The following is an 18,451-nucleotide window of genomic DNA, read 5'->3' on the forward strand; positions in this document are numbered from 1 at the left end:
CGGATGCGTACCGAAAGGCGCATGTCCGGTTCGGCGAGAGGCGATGAGAAACCATCCGCCGTAAGGCGGAACTGGCGCTCATCGCCTACTCTACCCGTTCTATGCGTCCGTAGAACAGCGCGACAATCCGGAGCTTCGCGGCAAGCCAGTCGCAGTTGGCGGCTCGGCGGAGCGAGGCGTCGTGGCAGCGGCGAGCTACGAAGCCAGGAAATTCGGCGTGCGCTCCGCGATGGCGTCAGTCACGGCGAAACGGCAGTGTCCCGATCTGATCTTCGTCAAGCCGCGCTTCGAAGTCTACAAGACGATCAGTCGGCAAATCCGTGAGATCTTCGCCGAGCACACGCCGATCATCGAGCCCTTGTCGCTCGACGAAGCCTATCTGGACGTGACCGAAAACCTTCAAGGCATTCCACTCGCCAGGGACATCGCCTTGCGCATCCGCGAAAAGATAAAGGCCGAGACCGGCCTTAACGCTTCGGCAGGCATCTCCTACAACAAGTTTCTGGCGAAGCTCGCGTCCGATCATCGCAAGCCCAACGGACAGTTCGTCATTTCGCCCGAGATGGGACCAGCCTTCGTAGAGGCGCTGCCCGTGGGCAAATTCCACGGAATAGGTCCGGCGACCAGTGCAAAGATGAATGCGCTCGGCATCTTCACGGGTCTCGACATGCGCAACCAGACGCTGGAGTTCTTGAACGCGAATTTCGGCAAGTCGGGTGCCTACTACTACTGGATTTCGCGCGGCATCGACGAAAGGCCTGTTCGAGCCAACCGGATCCGAAAATCCGTCGGTGCAGAAAACACGTTCTCGACCGATCTAACTGAATTCGGTGCCTTGGCGGCTGAGCTCGAACCGTTGATCGACAAGGTCTGGCGGCACTGCGAATTGGCTGGCACGCGCGGCCGAACGGTGATGCTCAAGGTGAAGTTCGCCGACTTCGAGGTCATTACGCGCAGTCGGTCCGTCCCTTCGGCCGTCGCGAGCCGCAACGATCTCGCAGAACTGACGACCAATCTGCTGCAGGACAACATGCCTCTTCCGAAGCCGGTACGCCTACTGGGCGTATCGCTGTCCTCGCTTCAAGCCGGGGATGATGCGGAGTCGCAACTGGATTTCGGGCTTTGACCGGGACTAGATTTGCGGCTCGGCCAGATCGCTGCACAGGTGTCCGGAGGAGCGAAACCAACCCAATGCTCGAAACTGAATTGACCCTGGCCGCCATGGCAGAGGCCTTGGCCAAATCTGCCGATTACCGCGTCCTTCGGCGCCTGGTGCGTCGGGAGACTTTTGCTCCATCCACTGGTCAAAGCACGAAAACCGGCATTTTGCTCGACGTGGAGACGACCGGTTTGGATCAGCAGAATGACGAGGTCATCGAGCTTGGGATGCTCAAGTTCGACTACCTGCCCGACGGCCGCATCGCGGGCATCAAGGACGTCTTCTCATCGTTCAACGAACCGACTTCGCCAATCCCGCCGGAGGTGATCGCGCTTACGGGGATCACGAACGAGATGGTCGCCGGGCAACGGATCGACGAGATAGCCGTCTCGTCGTTCGCGGACGACGCCGTAATCGTCATTGCCCACAACGCGAGCTTCGACCGCAAATTCGCCGAGCGTTACTGGCCAGTATTCCAGCGGAAGGCCTGGGGCTGTTCGGCGACGGAGGTCGAGTGGCGGAAGCATGGCTTCGAGGGCTCGCGCCTGGGCTATCTCCTGAACGGCGCTGGCTTCTTTCACCAGGCACATAGAGCCATCGACGACTGCCACGCCCTGCTAGAGATTCTCGCATTCGATCTGCCAACGACCGGCACGTCGGCGCTCGCTGTCCTGCTCGAGCAAGCCCGCAAGAGAACGATGCGAGTCTGGGCCGAGCAATCGCCGTTCGACCTCAAGGACTTGCTCAAGCGCCGCGGTTACCGCTGGAGCGACGGAAGCGATGGCAGACCGCGGTCGTGGTACGTCGACGTCGACGAAGCCAAGCTGGGTGACGAAATCACGTTCCTCAAGACGGAGATCTATCTCCGTGACGTAGAGCCGCGATTGCAAACTCTGACGGCATTCGACCGGTTTTCGGTCCGGGCATGAGGCAGACGCCCCTGCGCCCGCTCTCCTCGCCACAGCTCGACGGTCTCGAGCCAGCGACGCGGGCAAGCACCGCCCGTTATGCTAAGCCTGAGGAAGTGCCACGCCGGTCAGCTCGCCTAATTTGGCGATGAGCTGGTCCTGGAATTTTGGTTCGGCGGCCTCCCTGGCCGGCTGCTCCTGCCGGAGATGATGCCAGTAGCGACCACTGACTTTGACGGCCGGTTCTTCGCTTGCCGCCAGCCTGGTCTGGGTTCGTTGTCCAGTCTCCAGGTCCACCGGCGCCCCGGGGCCGCCCATCCTTGTGCGCACCCAGCCGGGATCAACGGCGTTGCTCAACACCTGCGGCCAGACTCGCGCAAGCGCAAAAGCCAGCGCGGCGACGTGAAGCTTGCTCTCGGCGTAAGCCTTTGCCGGATCCCAGCTTCGCTTCGTCCAGTCAAGATCGCCCAGCGAGCCCTCTCCGCCGCGGTGGAGGCCGCTACTGAGATAAATCAGCCGGGCGGGACGCTGGATCAGCGCAGTGAGCATGTACGGCGCAAGCGTGTTTACTGAAAGGACGCCGGCGTGCCCCTCGGGGGTCGAGCCGCGGCTCCGTTCCGTGTAAACACCGGCGTTGTGGATGATCGCATCCATGCGCCCGATTGCGTTGACTTGATCTGCGATGCTTCTGGTCTGGGCCGCGCTGCGAAGATCGCCGATGACGATTCCTGCGGCCCGCGACGCGAACTCGCCGATGGTCGCCGCGCGATCCGCCGATCGGGCGTGCATCACCACTTGATGACCATCGGCAAGAAGCGACTGCGCCGCCGCCCGACCGAGCCCGTCCGTGCTGCCAGTGATAAAGACGATCGCCATCTTCTTCCCTCCAACGTCCATTTTCGAACGCCGCGAGTCTGAACTCAGGATTCGCGCGCCCGTCGTAACGCGGTTTCGAGCGTTTCTTTCTGCTTCTCCCAGCGGACCTCCTCGTCCCGGGCCCGCTGTTCCAAGTCTTCACGCTCGGCTTCGATTTTCCTCGTTTTGGCATCGTGTTCGTCTCTAGCACCATCGAGTGCGGCTTGAGCCTTCGCAACTGCCTTTTCCCGTTTTTCGCGCTCTTTTGCCCGCGCGGCTTCTTCGCGCCGGCGCTCGGCTTCGCGCCGCCTCTGCTCCTTCTCGAACTCCAGCGCGGCCTGGCGGGCTTCCGCCTCGCCAATCTTCGGAGGCGGACGCCTCTTCGGTTTCGAAGATTTCTTGGCGGGTCGAGGACGGACTTCGTCAACTCCAAGATCGGAGGGCAGCTCCGAGTGCTCTGCGAAGCGCCCGTTCGACCCAGCCGGACGCTTGAGGACCACGCCGGGCTTCGCCATGGTCGCTGCGACCACTTCGGGGTCGTCCGTCTCGCGGGCGACGCCCTGATGAAAGAGATTGCTTCCGGCGCCCCAGGACTCCAATGCCGCCTTCATCGACGGCGCGGCGATCGCCAGATCGTAGAAGCCCAACGAAGTCTGAAACGTTTTCAGCTTTTTCGGCATGGATCCCGCGCGCCGGCCGTCACACGTTGACCGCTTTTATCGCCGACGGGCCACCAGGATGCCCAGCAGGAACGCCATCAACAGGGAGTCGCAGCCACCAGTGGACGAGATCGGACAGCGAGGCTGCACCGTCCTTTGTGCGCAGTACCACCAGGTTGGGAGCGGCGGACCGATGCTCCCGGCGTATCCTCGATGACCACCGCAAAGCCGTCCGCCCGCTACAGCGCTGTATGTGGGCGCGCGTGCGGACGGCTTTGCTCTGCCGAGCTACACCATCACGGGGGGCACGACCCTACGGCGCTCGGTTCACGAGCGCAGGGTGCAGCCTTGCCCCACGCGCGCTCCTCGCGCCCAGCCGACTAAAGCCGGGCGGGCCGAAACATTCCACCACCGCACCAGTTTCGCACCAGAAACGAACGCATCAAAGCGCAACGAACGCGATCGAGTCCGGACGAAAACTAAGCGAAATCAACGAAATCGATCTTTGTCGCCGCGTGCCGAAGCGCGACTAAGACCACGCGAGGCCGCCCGCTAACGAACGCGTGCTCCGGTCCCGGCTATCGGCGGTGCTGTTTTCGGAGCACTGCCGTCACCCCGAGGGGTTACGTTCTCGTGTCCTCGCTCCGGTCTCTTTTCGGAGGCATAGCTGACGTGATTTGCTCACCACAAATATTACGGCTCGTGACCCTGAGCGACCATGCGGCCAACGCGTGGCGTGCCCGCGTCTTACCACCAGCGCTGTTGCATCGGTTGATTGTATTGGCCAGCGCGCGGACTCGTGTTGCCAGGTTGCGAGTTCCAATTGCGCTGAAAAAAGAAGCCGAAGCCGTCGTTGCCCCAGTCGTTGCCGCTCGCAACGGGGACATCGACCGTAGGCCGGCGCGTTACGAAGCCGCCCTGGGGCTGGTTGTTCAGCACCGCGACGAACTCGGTGCGATAGTTGGTCTCGCGGCTCAATGGCTCTCCGAGACGATGATCGAGGACGCGGTACTGCGGTCGGGCGATGCGATCGAGCACATCCTGCGGGATGGTGATGCGGTCGTGCGCGTCCTTGGCGTCGTCCCCGTTGTCGATCGTGACCGCGGTCCAGCGCAGACCGGCGTCGTTGCGCGCCACCGCCGTGAACACATGTGTGCCGATCGGCTTGTCGAGATTGCGGATCGTGACCGGAACCTCAATGGTCGCATCGAACATCTCGCCCCCGTCCGGCCACCGCCTATGCATGTTGCGCCGCACGTAGAGCTTCCGCGTCGCGCGGCTAATGTAGACCGAGACCGGCTCGAGCGCGAGCTTCGCCTCGTTCGCTGCCTTGGCGGCGTCGGCTTTCTTGGTCTCGGCCGTCTTGGCGGCGTCCTTTGCGGCGGCGGCGTCGAGTTTCGACTTCGCGTCGGCCTTGGCTGTGTCGAGCTGCGTCCCCGCTTCCGCGGCCTTGGGGGCGGCCTTCTGCTTCAGGTCCTCGGCCGTGCCTTGGCTTGGTCCGTCTTCGCGGCGGCGAGCGCCTTGCCGGCAAACGCGAGCTTGGCGTCGGCGCGGGTCTTGAGCCATTCCTAGCGCGGACGCCCAATTCTCCGAATCCAAGGGTTGCGGAATGCGGGGTAGTGACCGGAGCTCGCCGGCTACTCGCCAGTCCCAAGGACGTCCATGGCCGGGACGAGCCCGGCCATGACGCGTCGCAAGCGGGTGGTCACGGCTTCAAGGCGCCCTGCGCACTCGTGTAGACCGCGTAGAGCGATGTTGAGCCACAGATGTAGAGCCTGTTTCGCTGCTGACCACCGAAGCAGAGGTTGGCGACAGTTTCCGGGATGTGGATCTTGCCGAGCAGATCGCCCTCAGCCGTGTAGCAGCGCACGCCGTCCTCGTTCGGATCGCCCCAACCTACTGACAACCAGACGCGCCCGGCGGTGTCAGTGCGCACCCCGTCGGTAATGCTGGGCTTGGGCATGTCCGCGAAGACTTTGCTGTTCGACAGCTTTCCGGCCGCATGATCCACGTCGAACACGCGGATATGCGACGGGTTGTCCGGCCCGTCGGTGAAGCCAGTGTCGATGACATAGAGCTTCTTCTCGTCAGGCGAGAAGGCAATGCCATTGGGCTCGACGAAGTCGTCGACAACAACCTTGATGTCACCGGATTTCGGGTCGACCCGGTAGACGTTGTGCTTTTCCTGCTCGGGCTCGGCCTTGATGCCCTCATAGTAGCCGCCGATGCCGTAGATCGGATCGGTGAACCAGATCGAGCCATCGGAAGCGACAACCGCATCGTTCGGCGAGTTCAGCCTCTTGCCGTTGTACTTGTCGGCGATGACGGTGATCGAGCCGTCGAGTTCGGTCCGCGTGACCCGCCGGCCGGCATGCTCGCAAGTGATCAGGCGTCCTTCCCGATCGATGGTGTTGCCGTTGGAGTTCATCGACGGCTGGCGGTATACGCTTAAGTGACCGTCATCCTCGCAAAAACGCATGATGCGGTTGTTGGGAATGTCACTAAACAGCACGTAGCGCCCGGCCGGGAAGTAAACCGGTCCCTCGGCCCAGCGAAAACCGGTCGCGACGCGCTCAACCGCCATGGTGCCGGCGAAGGCCGGGAAACCGGTAGGCCCGAACGAGGGAGCCTTGGGCTTCTTCATCGACTCGAGGTGCGAATCCGGATAGCGGCCTCCCTGCAGCGGCCCCAAGGGCAGCGGCTGGGTGTCCGTCGTTGGAGCGCCCGTTTGGCCTAACGGCGCTACGGCCGCAGCCGACGCCGCTTGCATGGTCGCGCCCGTCGCAGCCAATGCCGCAGCGCCCTTCAGGAGCGTGCGGCGGTTGACGTCGCGGGCTTTATTCTGAATATCAAAAAAGGTCCGTGGGATTGTCATGGTCTCCTCCCAATTTTTTGTTGGGAGGAAAGCATCTGCCTGCATTGGCGGGCGCGCAACAAGAGAGAGCGTGCTTTCTTTGCGTTAGACCAGGTCCCAGCTGAAGACATCTGCCGAACGGTCGAGCTTGTAGAACGACGGCTTCAGCGCCGGCATAGCGTGCTCGGCAACTAGCATGAGCGCCCGTGTCGGCCCGTTCAAAGCACAGACCGCTGGCATCGGCCCGCAGATCGGTTTCATCTTTCCAGTTGCCGAGAGCTACCAAGGTTATCTCAACCTGAAGGGATACAGGGACCTCGAAGTGGAGAACCGGCCGCAAGGATGGACCGCATGGGTGACGTTTGCGATTTCACCGGCGCCGCAGCGCGGAGCGGCGGTCAAGGGTGGCCGAAGGCCATCGCGGAGCGACTTGGCCTTGACGGCCGCGAGCACAGAAGCGGGCAATGCCCGCGTGCGCCGCGGTATGATCGAGCTCGCCTGGGGACATCTCGTGCATCAGAAGGCCAGCGCACTGACCGCGTGGTATCGGAAGCGAACTTCCGATGCTCGCGGCGGCACGCGCAAGACGATGATCGTGGCGCTCGCGCGCAAGCTCCTCATTGCGCTGTGGCGGCTCGTGACAACCGGCGAGACGCCGGCCGGTCTGCTGCTGCGCCCGGCCGCATAAGGACAACTGAGTTGCTGCAGCCGAGCGTCTTATCGATGCCGAGCTGCAGCTGATGAACCGAGGTGGCGGCAACCCGATGTTGGACTATGGTCCCTGTACCGCGGTTTAGAATGGGCCCGCCATCTCGGAGCTTCGCCGCCGATGCGCATGACTGCATCATGGTTGCGATCCTCTCTCGGGTCGGCCGAATACAAGTTCGTGGCGCGCGATCGGCGCGCACGATGGCGAGCTCCCCTCGGTATCGTCTCAGCTGCTAACAGGACCGGCGTCCGCCCCGATCCTGCAAGGAATGCCGCTGTGCTCGCGGCCGTCAAGGCCAAGTCGCTCCGCGATGGCCTTCGGCCACCCTTGACCGCCGCTCCGCGCAGCAGCCTATCAAAAAGCAGGTCGGGACGAGGAGATGTCGCAGCCCGGCCGAACAAGGAGATCGCCAATAACACAAATGCCTTGACATCAATCACCCCATACAAGTCCTTTGGCCCTTCTGCGACGTGCGGGTCAGGCCCGCTTTCCCGCACGAGCGTTCAGACCTGAGCCATTGGCGCAAGCGGCTCGGCGACAAGCTGGAACTGCTGCTGGCCGAGAGCCTGCGGGTGGCGCACGAGGCCGGCGCATTGCGCAGCCAGGACCTCAAGCGCGTCACGGTCGACACCACGGTGCAACCAAAGGCCATCACCTTTCCGACCGATGCCAAGCTCTTGCATGCGGCCATCAAGGGGCTGAACCGCCTGGCGAGACGGCACGACGTCAGGCTGCGGCAATCCTATTGTCGCGTTGCCAAGGCCGCGGCGATGATGGCGGGTCGCTACGCTCATGCCAAACAGTTCGGGCGGCATCAGCGGCAGTTGCGCATCCTGCGCAGCCGACTGGGCCGGATCATCCGCGACATCCGCCGCAAGATCGCGGGCCAGCCGGCACTGCAGGAGACGTTTGCCCTCCCGCTTGGCCGAGCCAGCCAGATCCGCTCGCAACAGCAGCGCCAGCGCGGCTGGAAGCTTTATTCCTTCCATGCCCCGGAGGCGGAGTGCATCGGCAAGGGCAAGGCCGCCGCGCCCTACGAGTTCGGAGTGAAGGCCTCCATCGTCACCAACAATTGCCGCGCTCCCGGTGGCCTGTTCGTGCTGCATGCGAGCGCGATGCCCGACAATCCGTACGATGGTCACACCTTGCGGGACGTCATCGATCGCACCGAGACACTCACCGGCAGTCCGATCGAGCGGGCCTATGTCGACAAGGGATACCGCGGTCACGACGCGCAGAATCCGCGTCGCGTCTTCATCTCCGGCCAGAAGCGCGGCGTCTTCGGTGTCATCAAGCGCGAGCTGCGCCGCCGCTCCGCCATCGAGCCCATCATCGGACACATGAAGGCCGAAGGCCATCTCGGCCGCTGCTACCTCAAAGGCCGCGCCGGCGATGCCGCCAACGTCGTCCTCTCAGCCGTCGGTCACAACTTCCGCCGCATCCTCGCCTGGCTCAGAGAATTCTTGGGCCTGTTCCTGGGACTGCTATGGCGAACGCTCGCCTCTCCAGATCGGCTCAATCCGGCTTCTTAACGGACGACTAGATATGCTACCGTTACACCATTCCCCAATGGAATAGTCGAACAAATTCAATAATTTATTGAATTGTCCGACTGCGGCCGGAAGCGCGTTTGGCGCAAATCACGGCTCGGGCGTGGCAGCGTTCTACCCGCTCGGACTTGGACTGGCAAGCGCTGCGGTGCACTAGCCTGTGAACCCGGCGGCGGGGGCCTGGGACAGGCTTGTCAGGCCTGTTCCGGTGCGAGCGTGGCGAGGGCGGTTTGGATGATCGTAATCTCCTCGCTGGGCTGCGCGATCCCTGCCTCGGGTCGACACCGGTGACCGATACCGACTGCCGAAGGAGATCCTGTCGATGCGCCAGGGTGTTGTGGAGGGCACCGCTCGCATTGCGTCATCTGCCCGATCGCCGAAACCCCGTGCTAGCTACCAACATCGGCTTGCGGCCATGGCAGCCTGAACACCGCAATGAGACACGATGGAGATCGCTATGCAGCGAGGGTTACCCGCAGACGCCCCTGACCTGGATTACGGTTCGATCGGCGCACTGTTTGGCGCCTTGCTCGCGCGCAAGATGTCGGCATCGGAGCTGCTCGAGCACACGATTGCGCGCATCGAGGCGCTGGACCGAGAGATCAACGCCGTCGTCGTTCGCGATTTCGATCGCGCAAGAGAGGCGGCGCGAGCCGCCGATGCCGCGCTTGGTCGCGGCGAACGACGGCCCCTCCTCGGCATACCCGTGACACTGAAGGAGCCCTTCAACGTCGCGGGCCTGCCGACCACCTGGGGCTTTCCGCATTTCAGGGATTTCCAGCCGGCAGAGGATGCGCTGATCGTCTCCCGGCTGAAGGCGGCGGGCGCAATCATCATCGGCAAGACCAATATCCCGATCGGTCTCAGGGATTTCCAGAGCTACAACGAGATTTACGGGACCACGAAGAACCCTTGGGACCTCGGTCGTTCGCCCGGAGGCTCCTCAGGCGGATCCGGAGCGGCCCTGGCCGCGGGGTTCGGTCCGCTCTCGATCGGTTCGGACATCGGCGGCTCGATCCGCGTGCCCGCGCATTTCTGCGGCGTCTTCGGACACAAGCCGAGCCTCGGCCTGGTCCCGTTACGGGGATACAGCCTGCCGCCGGCGCCACCCGTTCCAGGCCAGGGCGACCTTGCCGTGATTGGACCGATGGCGCGCCGCGCCTCCGACCTCGCATTGTCGCTCGACGTGATCGCCGGCCCGGACGAAGCGCGTGACGGCATCGGTTATCGCCTTGCCCTGCCCGCTCCCCGGCATGACGATCTCAAGGACTTCAGGATCCTCGTTGTCGATACCCATCCGTTGATGCCGACGGGTGAAGCCGTACGTTCCGCCATCGGGCGACTGGCCAGCCGGCTCGCGAAGTCAGGCGCGAAGGTCGCGCGCTCAAGCGCGGCGCTACCCGATCTTGCGGAATCCGCGCGTCTCTACATGAAGCTGTTGAACGCAGCCCGCAGCCCACGCCTGACGCCGGAGGCCCTCGCCGAGGCGCAGGGACTGGCCGCCGCCCTGGCGCCGGACGACCGCAGCCTGCAGGCCGAACGTACGCGCGGCTGGGCCATGATCCATCGTGAGTGGCTGGCAACCGATGCGATGCGCCTGCGGCTGCAACAGCAATGGCACGCGCTGTTCCGCGACTACGACGCGGTCATCTACCCGGCCGCGGCCGTGCCGGCCTTCCCGCACGACCATTCCGAGCCGTTCGATGCGCGTCAACTCGACATCGACGGCAAGGCGTATCCCTACGCCGATGCCTGCTTCATCTGGGCAGATCCGGCGTCGACCTGCGGTCTCCCGGCGACTGCCGTTCCAATCGATCGGTCGCCGTCGGGGCTGCCAATCGGCGTGCAGATCATCGGGCCGTATCTGGAGGACCGCACGACGATCGCGCTCGCTGGGTTGCTCGAACGTGAGTTCGGCGGCTTTATCCCGCCGCCGTCGCTTTCTACGCCAGCTTGATATTCGCGGCCTCGCGCGAGGTTCAGGGCCTCGCAATCAAATCGAGCCCGTCGAGCTGAGCGCGCCGCCTAAACAACGATCCGATCGAAATCGGCGGCGATCCGGCTGTTCGGGAAGATCTTTGCCGCCTCGGCCAGGACCTCTTGGTCATCATAGCGACCCGACTGGTGAGTGAGCACGAGCTCCTTGACGTTGTTCGCGGCAGCAAGGGAAGCCGCCTCTGCCGCAGTGAGATGGCCATAATCCCGCGCGGTGGCCGCGTCGCGATCCAGGAACGTCGCCTCGATCACCAGCACATCGGCACCAGCAACGTATTGGGATAGCCCATCGGTGGTTTCGGTGTCGCCGATCACGACCAGCTTCCTGCCGCCGCTCGGCGGCCCCAGGACGTCTTCCGGATCGATCGTTCGGCCAGCGATCACGACCGGTCGTCCTGCGGCCAGTTCTCCGCGCATGGGACCGTCGGGAACACTGAGCGACGCGAGGCGCTCCGGCTGAAGATGGCGGCGAGCGGGGCTCTGGAAGGCAAAACCAAAACTATCGGTGTCGCGGTGGCGGACCGGAAAACAGTCGATCGTGAATTCACCGGCGTCGATGACCTGTCCTTCGGTCAGCCACGCGAACTTCACAGGGATCGGCGCCCTGCCCGCGCCCCACAGGCCCGCGAGCATTCGGATGACGATATCGAGCGTGCCTGGTCCTGCATGAACGGTCATCGCCTCGGAGCTCTGCCGCACCCCCAGCGTTGAAAAGAGGCCGGGGATACCGAGCACGTGGTCGAGATGACCATGCGTCAGCAGGATACGGTCAAGCCGCCGAAAGCCGGCGCCGCTGCGCAGCAACTGGCGCTGCGTGCCTTCGCCGCAATCAACCAGGATGCGCTTGCCCGCCGCCTCCACGAGGATGGCCGGATGGTTGCGCTCTGCAGAGGGAACGCTTGCCGAGGTCCCGAGAAATGTCAGGGCGAACATGGTCGTCACTTGTCCAGCAGGCCTGGAAGCCGCCTTCGATCACCAGAGAGCTATCCTCTCCCCGACTAAACCTCAACGCCGCAGAAGCTGGACGGCCTCACCGCCCCCAATGCCACGCGAGCAGCAGCGCGTACAGAACCATCGACCCGGCATAGAGCGCGACAAGAATTGCGTATCCCCCGATCTGGCGGCCGAGCGTGGCCTTCGGCGTGATCCACCAGTTGAGCGCCCTGAAGGCGGCGGGCACAAGCCACCAGCCGAGCAGCTGTGTGCTCACGAGATTGCCGACGAACAGCGACAGCCAGACCGGCACGCCGTGGCTATCGATCAGCGGCGCGCTGACGAAATAGCCCCAGAGGAAGACCACGGGATAGAGCACCAGCAGGACAATGAGGTTGCTCTTCCAGATCAGGCCAGGGGTTTGCTCCGGAGCCGGAGTCTTGCCCGCCGGGAACCAGAAATTGAAGCCGTAGCTCGCCCGCTTCACGTTCATGCCGGCGTTGAAGCGCGCGCCCTCCTCGAGCAGCGTCTTTCGCAAGGGCGAGTCGAGCCATGCATTGAGGTTGGCATCGCAGTCGAACGACAGGATGATGATCCATTCCTCGTGCAGGCCCGGAATCGGCCGCTCGATCTTGTGGCGCAAGAACCCCTTGAACTCGGCCTCAGCGGCCTGAATGCGCTGCTGCCATTTCAGGAACGCATCTTCGAGCCCATCTGGCACCTTGAACGAGATCACGGCGGAGACCGCGCTGTCACGCTCGACGCCGGTATCGGGCAGGATATGAACGTCCTCCGACCCGACGAAGAAGCGCTGCACCTCTGCGATGAGCCGCGCCCGCACATTGCTCTGAAGCCAGGCACGTGCCGCAGCCGGGCTCGCGAAGCGCAGGATCGTCACCCAGTCCACATGCGCCGGCGGCTGCGGCGGCACCACCTCCTGCCCCAGGAAGCCGGGCCACGTCTTGAGCACCTCCCCCACCTCGCCGTTCCACCGCGCGAACGCGGCAAAGCCGTCATCAGTGATGCGGCGCTGGATGACGAGGGCGACCGGCTGGCCGGCCGTGTCAGGAGATGCGCTCATCGCGGCCGTCCGCTTCAGCCCTTCTTGTAGAGACGCTTGCCCATCACCCAGGTCTCGTCGACGCAGCGATCGTCGCCGACCATCATGACGGCGAACAGCATGTTTGCCGCCTCCTCGATCGTGCGCGGCCCGTTGCCGTCGGCGATCAGCGACTGGTGCCAGGGCTGCGCCGCCTGGCCGCCGTTCGGATCGAGTGCGACGAAATCGGCCTCCTTGCCGGGCTCGAAATTGCCGAGCTTGTCGTCGATGTAGAGGCCTTCGGCACCGCCGAGCGTGATCGACCAGAAGCCGCGGTAGGGCGAGAGCTTGTTGCGCTCGGCCTCGGCGAGATCCTTGCGCACCGGATCGATGCTGCCATCGAGCAGCGTGTTGTTGCACATGCCGACCTTGTAGGCGTCGTCGAGCACGCTGATCATCGAGAACCGATTGCCGCCGCCGACGTCAGTGCCGAACGACATCTTGACGCGATGCTCCGGATCGGTGGCGCGGCCAAGGCGGAACAGACCGCTGCCAAGGAACAGGTTCGAGCACGGACAGAACACCACCGCGGCGCCCTTCTTCGACATACGGCGGAATTCGCTGTCCGAGAGATAGACGCCGTGACCGCCGGAGAATTTCGGGCCGACCAGGCCGAACTTCTCGTAGACGCCGAGATAGTCCTGGCAGTCCGGATGCTCGACGAGCACGCCGCGGCATTCTGCCGGGTTCTCGGAGATGTGGGTGTTGACCCAGCAGTCCGGATGCTCGTGCTTGAGGCGCTGGCACGCCTTCAACAAGTCTGGCGAGGCGCCGAAGGCGAAGCGCGGCGTGATGGCGTAGAGGTTGCGGCCCTTGTTGTGGTACTGCGCGATCAGCCGCTTGCTGTCGCGATAGAAGTTCTCGGGCGTGTCGACATAGTCGGCCGGCGCGTTGCGATCGATGCCTGTGAGGCCTGCGATCACGCGCATGTTGCGGCGGCTTGCTTCCTCGAACAGCTCCTCGGTCGAGACCGGCGAGGAGCTCGTGAATGCCTGGCACGTGGTGGTGCCGGAGGCAAGCAGCGCGTCGAGGAAGCGCTTCACGCCCTCCCGCGCGTAGTTACGATCCCGGTATTTGAGCTCTTCCGGGTAGATCCACATCTGCAGCCACGGCAGCAGCTGCTCGCCATAGGCTCCGAGCACACGGGTCTGCGGCAGGTGGATGTGGCCATCGATGAAGCCCGGGACGATGATGCGGTTCTTGATGTGGGTGACCTCGACGCCAGGATGCGCGGCGGCGACCTTCGCGTAGGGACCGAACGCCTTGATGACGCCGTCGGCGACGACCATGAGTCCGTCCTGATGAAAGCGCGCGGCCGCCTGCTCGTTGCCGATGTGCTTCCAGGGATCGTCGACGAAGTCGAAGAATGTGCCGCGAATACCGACGGTGGTCATGAATTGGTTCCTTCCTTAAGTCTGTGTGGCGTGGCGCGCCGTGGGAAGCGAGATCGCAAGCAGCGAACCCGCGACGGCGCAGAGGCCGAGATAAAGCCATCCGATCGGCGCCTGCGTCGCTTCGGGCAACACCGCCGCGATTGCCATCACGCCACTCACGGCCAGATAGCAGAGCGCACTGATGAGGCCGCCGATCAGGCCGTGGTCGCGTTCAAACAGGCCGAGCGCCATGCCGTACATCATCGGGCACAGGACGCCGCAGCCAGCGAGCACCAGCGCACCGCCGATCGTGATCGACACAAAGCTGAGGCCGAAAGCCATGCCGGTCGCGGTCAGGACCGCAGCGCCGGCAAGAAACAGCGCGAAGGCGCCGAAGCCCATCATGCGGGCCGGCATGAAGCGCGCGAAATGCGCGCAGCCGAGCTCGCCGGCGAGATTCACCCCGCCAAGGCCGAGCGCGACGAGGCCGTAGACGGCCGCCGAATAGCCGAGGCCGGTTTGATAGAAGAACGGCGCGACGACACCAAACGCCAGCTGCGCGCTCGCTGCCGCGGCGAAGACCAGCACGAAGGCCAGGAAACCCGGACGGACGAGCGCATCGCGCAAGATGTCTGCCGTACGGCGCGGATCGAACGGCGCGCGCCGATCAGCCGGCAGTGTTTCGGGCAGCAGCAGCACGACGATCGCGGCGACGATTGCCGCGGCGACGGCAATGATGACGAAGACTCCGCGCCAGGACGTCAACTCGACGATGAAGCCGCCGGCCGCCGGCGCAAGCACAGGTGCGAGGCCCCACGCCGCCCCGAGCAGGCCGGAGATTGCGGTGAGCTCGCGTCCGCGAAAACAGTCGGCAGCGACCGCATAGGCGACGACGAGGCAAGTGCAGCCGCCGATGCCTTGCAGGAAACGCAGCGCAAGCAGCAGCGACGCGCTGGTGGCCAGCGCACAGGCAATGCTCATCGCGATCAGCATCGTCAGGCCCGCGAGCAGGACGTTACGGCGGCCGAGCGTGTCGGAAGCGATGCCGACCGGCACCAGCGCGAGACTCATGCCGAGCATGTAGGCGGTGACGGTGTTCTGCATCGACGCGGAATCGGTGGCGAGATCCACCACCATCTGCGGCAGGCCTGGCGTATAGGCATCGAGCGGAATCTGGCTGAACGGCACGACGCACAGCAGGATCGGCACGATCCCACCCTTCGCGCGACTGGTGTCCGAAGCAAGTGCAGTCATGGGTAACGCCCCTCGATGCCCGCGAGCTCACGTCTTTTCGTGCGCGTAATGAGATACGACGATGGGGTTGCGGGTCTTGACGCGAGGGACCGTGCCAGAACTGTGTATAAAAACTCTTAGGGGTTCCCGTATCGATGCGGACTCTGACGGCCGATGCTCTGGCGCTCGCTGCCTAGGGATGCTCCACCAAAAAACGCCAAAACAACCCCATGCAAAGTACAGATCATTGAAGAATTCCGTCCGGCATGGTTTGCGCCTCGCCAGCGAGGGCGTTTGACACGTCGGGCAAAACAGGCGCAGGATTGGATGATCGCCAATTCCGAATTGACCGTCGCGCCGATGCCATTAACCTTTCGGAAGGCATCGCTGCTGCGAATGTATGGCCCGCTTCGACATCCGTACCGCCGTTGAATGCGCAAGGCCGAGCACTACGCTCTAGCTGACTGCGCCTCGACCGCCTGCACGGCGCCGCTCGGCACTTGTCGCAACGCTTCGCAATCAGTCGCAGAACACGTCATGTCGAGAGGACGGCGGCGACGTAGAACGCGAGGGCCGTAGGATCTTGCATGCAAGTCTAAATTGACGAGCTGACTTAAGTCCCAGGTCAATTAGGGCTGTACGCATAAACAGCCGATGTCTGCTTTCTAGGGTAACGCGGAAATGCGCCAAAGGCACGGGAATTTCGCCTTATGGGCCCACAAGACACATCAACCGGATCGCGAGCTGGAACGAGCACCTCCGGGTGCGTTGATTTTTCTGGGTACTACGAAAGGCAAAACTGCACAGCGCCACGTATATGGCCGATTGGATGGAACCCTTCGCCCGGACGATCGACGCGGCAAAGAAGTACGTCATGTCGAGGAGGATAGTGAGATGACCGAACGAATTTCGTTGGAGGGGAAGGTCGCGGTTGTGACTGGGGCAGGCCGCGGGCTGGGGCGGGCGTACGTCGAACTTCTCGCCGAACGCGGTGCCCGGGTCGTGGTGAACGACCTGGGGACCAACGTATCGGGGTTCGGGAAGGACTCGGGGATAGCGGAAGAGGTGGCCGACCTCATCCGGTCACGCGGAGGCGACGCAATCGCGAATGACAGTGATGTTTCCACCCCTCAAGGCGGCAGGGACCTGATCGCGATGACCATCGAGCATTTCGGGAGAATCGACCTTCTCGTGAACAACGCCGGTATCTGCGGAAGCCAGCCATTCGAGGACACCACCCTTGATGAATTTGATCAGTATTGGCGCGTGCACCTCGGTGGGCCGGTTAACACGGTGAAGGCTGCCTGGCCGCACATGGTCGCACAGCGGCATGGGAAGATCATCCTGACGACGTCCGTCGTCGGCCTGTTCGGCATGCGTGGCCAAGCCGCCTATGCTGCAGCCAAGAGCGCAGTGGTCGGATTGATGCGCATTCTTGCAATTGAAGGTTCAGAGCATGGCATTCTCGTGAACACCATTTCGCCAGTCGGGTACACGAGGATGCACCCGGCCGCGGGATCCCGCGTGTCTGAAGCAGATGGAAAAGCCACCATGCCGGTTGAGGCTGTTGCGCCCGCGATCGTCTGGCTGGCAAGCGACGGTTGTTCGGAGACGAACCGCATCTACAACGTGGAAGCCGGAGCAATCCAACGGATCGCTATCGTCATGGGACCTGGCTTCTACGATCCACATCTGACACCCGAGAGCATCGCCGAGAACTACGCAAAGGTCGAATCGATCGAGGGCTTCTCCGAGCCTGGTCCGTTCGAGCCCGGGTAATCGAACTGCTCGTCGAAGCCCGGCAGACCTGCCGACGATCAGGTCGGTCAAATTCGAGTTTGTCATAACCTCAAGACCGCGAAAGTGCCCGGGCTTGAAATATCACCAACGGTGTCGGCCCGCGCCGACGAGATCATCGAGGGGGTAAAACGGACTCGTTATGCTCGGCACGAGCTTTTCCGAGTCTGACTCGCAATAGACCTTGGAGTTCATTTCTCTTGGTCTGAAAGCGTCTTGCAGAGGACCACGTTGATATGACCTTCGGGCCATCCTTCGAACTCGGCCATACGCTTGAAGCCAGCCTCTTCATACATTTCGGGCGCTTGGAAGTCGTAACTCGACACCCAAATCCGGCGAACACCTCGAATGCCTGCCTCCTCGACGAAAGCATTCAGCAGTGCGCGCCCGTATCCCCGGCCCCGATATGCCTGATCGACCCACATTTGTCTCAGTTCAGAAATGCCGGCCCATGTGTAACCAGCCGCGACACCGATCACCTGTCCCAATTCATCGCGGACTACAAAGCCCAAGCCTTGACCATCGTGCCTTCCTGTCACCCTACTGTTGTGTTCGTATAGATGAACCTCGATTGTATCGAGCTCCTTTGGAGACAGGTCGTGCTGGGGCTCTATTTGAAGGTCCATGTCGTCCACCTAAGGTTCCGATAATGCGTCACACCTGACATCCGAGGAGACACCGATGGCCGAGACGGCGTACCCATATGCCACCTATCTGGACATCAAGTTCGATCCACTGACATTGATCGACGTTTTTTCATTAGCGAAGACGGTCACCGATCAATGGTACAATCAGACCCTGTGCAAGGTGAACGATTCCGTTATCCGCCTCGGCGTCATGCAAGGCGAGTACCATTGGCACAAGCACGACAATGACGACGAGTTCTTCTTCGTCCTCAGCGGCCGTTTCATAATCGATCTTGAGGGACACTCAATCGAGTTGCTGCCCAATCAGGGTTTCACTGTGCCGAAGGGAGTGTTGCATTGTACGCGCGCGCCCGAAAGGAGCGTGATCTTGATGGTCGAGACCGCCGCAATCGTGCCCACTGGCGATGCCTGATCGAACCGCTCAAGTCCGGTCGCCACTGCGCCCAAGGTGAGATTTCCGCTCCTGTCATCCGCGACATGCCTTTGGACACCATGAATGTCTGCTCTTCGGGGGTAGACCGGCGGTAATCAACCGGCGGCCTAAACGACGCGATTGACCCCAATGTATGGTCCGGCCGCGCGGTGCAAGAAGATTTCGACGATCCGGCAGCTGTGGTCTTGCATCAATGTATCCGGCCTCTGCTTGGAGCGCAGTGCTCCGGGCCATCATGGATATCAGC

General features: G+C 63.0%; 14 protein-coding genes and 2 pseudogenes. 7 read left to right on the forward strand and 9 right to left on the reverse strand.

The annotated features are described in order from the left end of the window. Window positions 1–97: 97 nt before the first annotated feature. Together dinB and AC629_RS17835 are read left to right on the forward strand one after the other, a co-directional pair. A pseudogene (gene dinB / locus AC629_RS17830) lies at window positions 98–1,126 on the forward strand (DNA polymerase IV); the annotation flags it as partial. A 65-nt stretch (window positions 1,127–1,191) separates the two neighbouring features. Beyond that, complete coding sequence (locus tag AC629_RS17835) at window positions 1,192–2,088, forward strand: 3'-5' exonuclease (RefSeq protein ID WP_084806354.1); 897 nt, start codon at window positions 1,192–1,194, stop codon at window positions 2,086–2,088. 81 nt (window positions 2,089–2,169) lie between these two features. Here the strand turns inward: AC629_RS17835 and AC629_RS17840 are convergent, their stop codons facing one another. The 4 genes and pseudogenes from AC629_RS17840 to AC629_RS17860 all read right to left on the reverse strand — a co-directional run bounded on the left by AC629_RS17840 (window position 2,170) and on the right by AC629_RS17860 (window position 6,225). Continuing rightward, a complete protein-coding gene (locus tag AC629_RS17840; RefSeq protein WP_084806363.1) occupies window positions 2,170–2,943 on the reverse strand; it encodes an SDR family NAD(P)-dependent oxidoreductase in 774 nt (257 codons plus the stop codon). 44 nt (window positions 2,944–2,987) lie between these two features. Beyond that, window positions 2,988–3,602, reverse strand: a complete 615-nt coding sequence (locus AC629_RS17845) for a cell envelope biogenesis protein TolA (RefSeq protein ID WP_084806355.1) — start codon at window positions 3,600–3,602, stop codon at window positions 2,988–2,990. A gap of 726 nt (window positions 3,603–4,328) precedes the next feature. Then, window positions 4,329–5,149, reverse strand: a pseudogene (locus tag AC629_RS17855) (L,D-transpeptidase); the annotation flags it as partial. A 137-nt stretch (window positions 5,150–5,286) separates the two neighbouring features. Beyond that, on the reverse strand, window positions 5,287–6,225 hold the full coding sequence (locus AC629_RS17860; RefSeq protein ID WP_084806364.1) for an SMP-30/gluconolactonase/LRE family protein: 939 nt from the start codon (window positions 6,223–6,225) through the stop codon (window positions 5,287–5,289). 406 nt (window positions 6,226–6,631) lie between these two features. Between AC629_RS17860 and AC629_RS50185 the strand changes: the two genes are divergently transcribed. From AC629_RS50185 to AC629_RS17875, 3 genes are all read left to right on the forward strand, one after another. Beyond that, complete coding sequence (locus AC629_RS50185) at window positions 6,632–7,123, forward strand: hypothetical protein (protein ID WP_349531121.1); 492 nt, start codon at window positions 6,632–6,634, stop codon at window positions 7,121–7,123. 491 nt (window positions 7,124–7,614) lie between these two features. Next, window positions 7,615–8,676, forward strand: coding sequence for an IS5 family transposase (locus AC629_RS17870; protein ID WP_283846975.1), 1,062 nt, complete (start codon window positions 7,615–7,617; stop codon window positions 8,674–8,676). A gap of 475 nt (window positions 8,677–9,151) precedes the next feature. Beyond that, entirely contained in the window at window positions 9,152–10,651 is a 1,500-nt protein-coding gene (locus AC629_RS17875; RefSeq protein ID WP_084806357.1) for an amidase, read from the forward strand. A 68-nt stretch (window positions 10,652–10,719) separates the two neighbouring features. On the opposite strand, the gene rnz is transcribed toward AC629_RS17875, so the two are convergent. The 4 genes from rnz to AC629_RS17895 form a co-directional block, all read right to left on the reverse strand. Next, window positions 10,720–11,622, reverse strand: a complete 903-nt coding sequence (gene rnz, locus AC629_RS17880; protein WP_084806365.1) for a ribonuclease Z — start codon at window positions 11,620–11,622, stop codon at window positions 10,720–10,722. A gap of 97 nt (window positions 11,623–11,719) precedes the next feature. Continuing rightward, window positions 11,720–12,703: a putative antibiotic biosynthesis monooxygenase gene (locus AC629_RS17885; RefSeq protein WP_084806358.1), complete on the reverse strand. Its 984-nt coding sequence runs from the start codon at window positions 12,701–12,703 to the stop codon at window positions 11,720–11,722. A gap of 14 nt (window positions 12,704–12,717) precedes the next feature. Beyond that, entirely contained in the window at window positions 12,718–14,115 is a 1,398-nt protein-coding gene (guaD, locus tag AC629_RS17890; protein ID WP_084806359.1) for a guanine deaminase, read from the reverse strand. A gap of 15 nt (window positions 14,116–14,130) precedes the next feature. Continuing rightward, complete coding sequence (locus tag AC629_RS17895; RefSeq protein WP_084806360.1) at window positions 14,131–15,348, reverse strand: multidrug effflux MFS transporter; 1,218 nt, start codon at window positions 15,346–15,348, stop codon at window positions 14,131–14,133. Between the two features lie 873 nt (window positions 15,349–16,221). Between AC629_RS17895 and AC629_RS17900 the strand changes: the two genes are divergently transcribed. Then, entirely contained in the window at window positions 16,222–17,106 is an 885-nt protein-coding gene (locus tag AC629_RS17900; protein WP_168195516.1) for an SDR family NAD(P)-dependent oxidoreductase, read from the forward strand. 209 nt (window positions 17,107–17,315) lie between these two features. On the opposite strand, the gene AC629_RS17905 is transcribed toward AC629_RS17900, so the two are convergent. After that, complete coding sequence (locus AC629_RS17905) at window positions 17,316–17,750, reverse strand: GNAT family N-acetyltransferase (RefSeq protein ID WP_084806366.1); 435 nt, start codon at window positions 17,748–17,750, stop codon at window positions 17,316–17,318. A 55-nt stretch (window positions 17,751–17,805) separates the two neighbouring features. Here AC629_RS17905 and AC629_RS17910 point away from each other — a divergent pair, with 55 nt between their 5' ends. Next, a complete protein-coding gene (locus AC629_RS17910; RefSeq protein ID WP_084806362.1) occupies window positions 17,806–18,183 on the forward strand; it encodes a cupin domain-containing protein in 378 nt (125 codons plus the stop codon). Window positions 18,184–18,451: the final 268 nt, after the last annotated feature.

Source organism: Bradyrhizobium sp. NAS80.1, from assembly GCF_001908205.1.
Classification (GTDB): Bacteria; Pseudomonadota; Alphaproteobacteria; order Rhizobiales; family Xanthobacteraceae; genus Bradyrhizobium.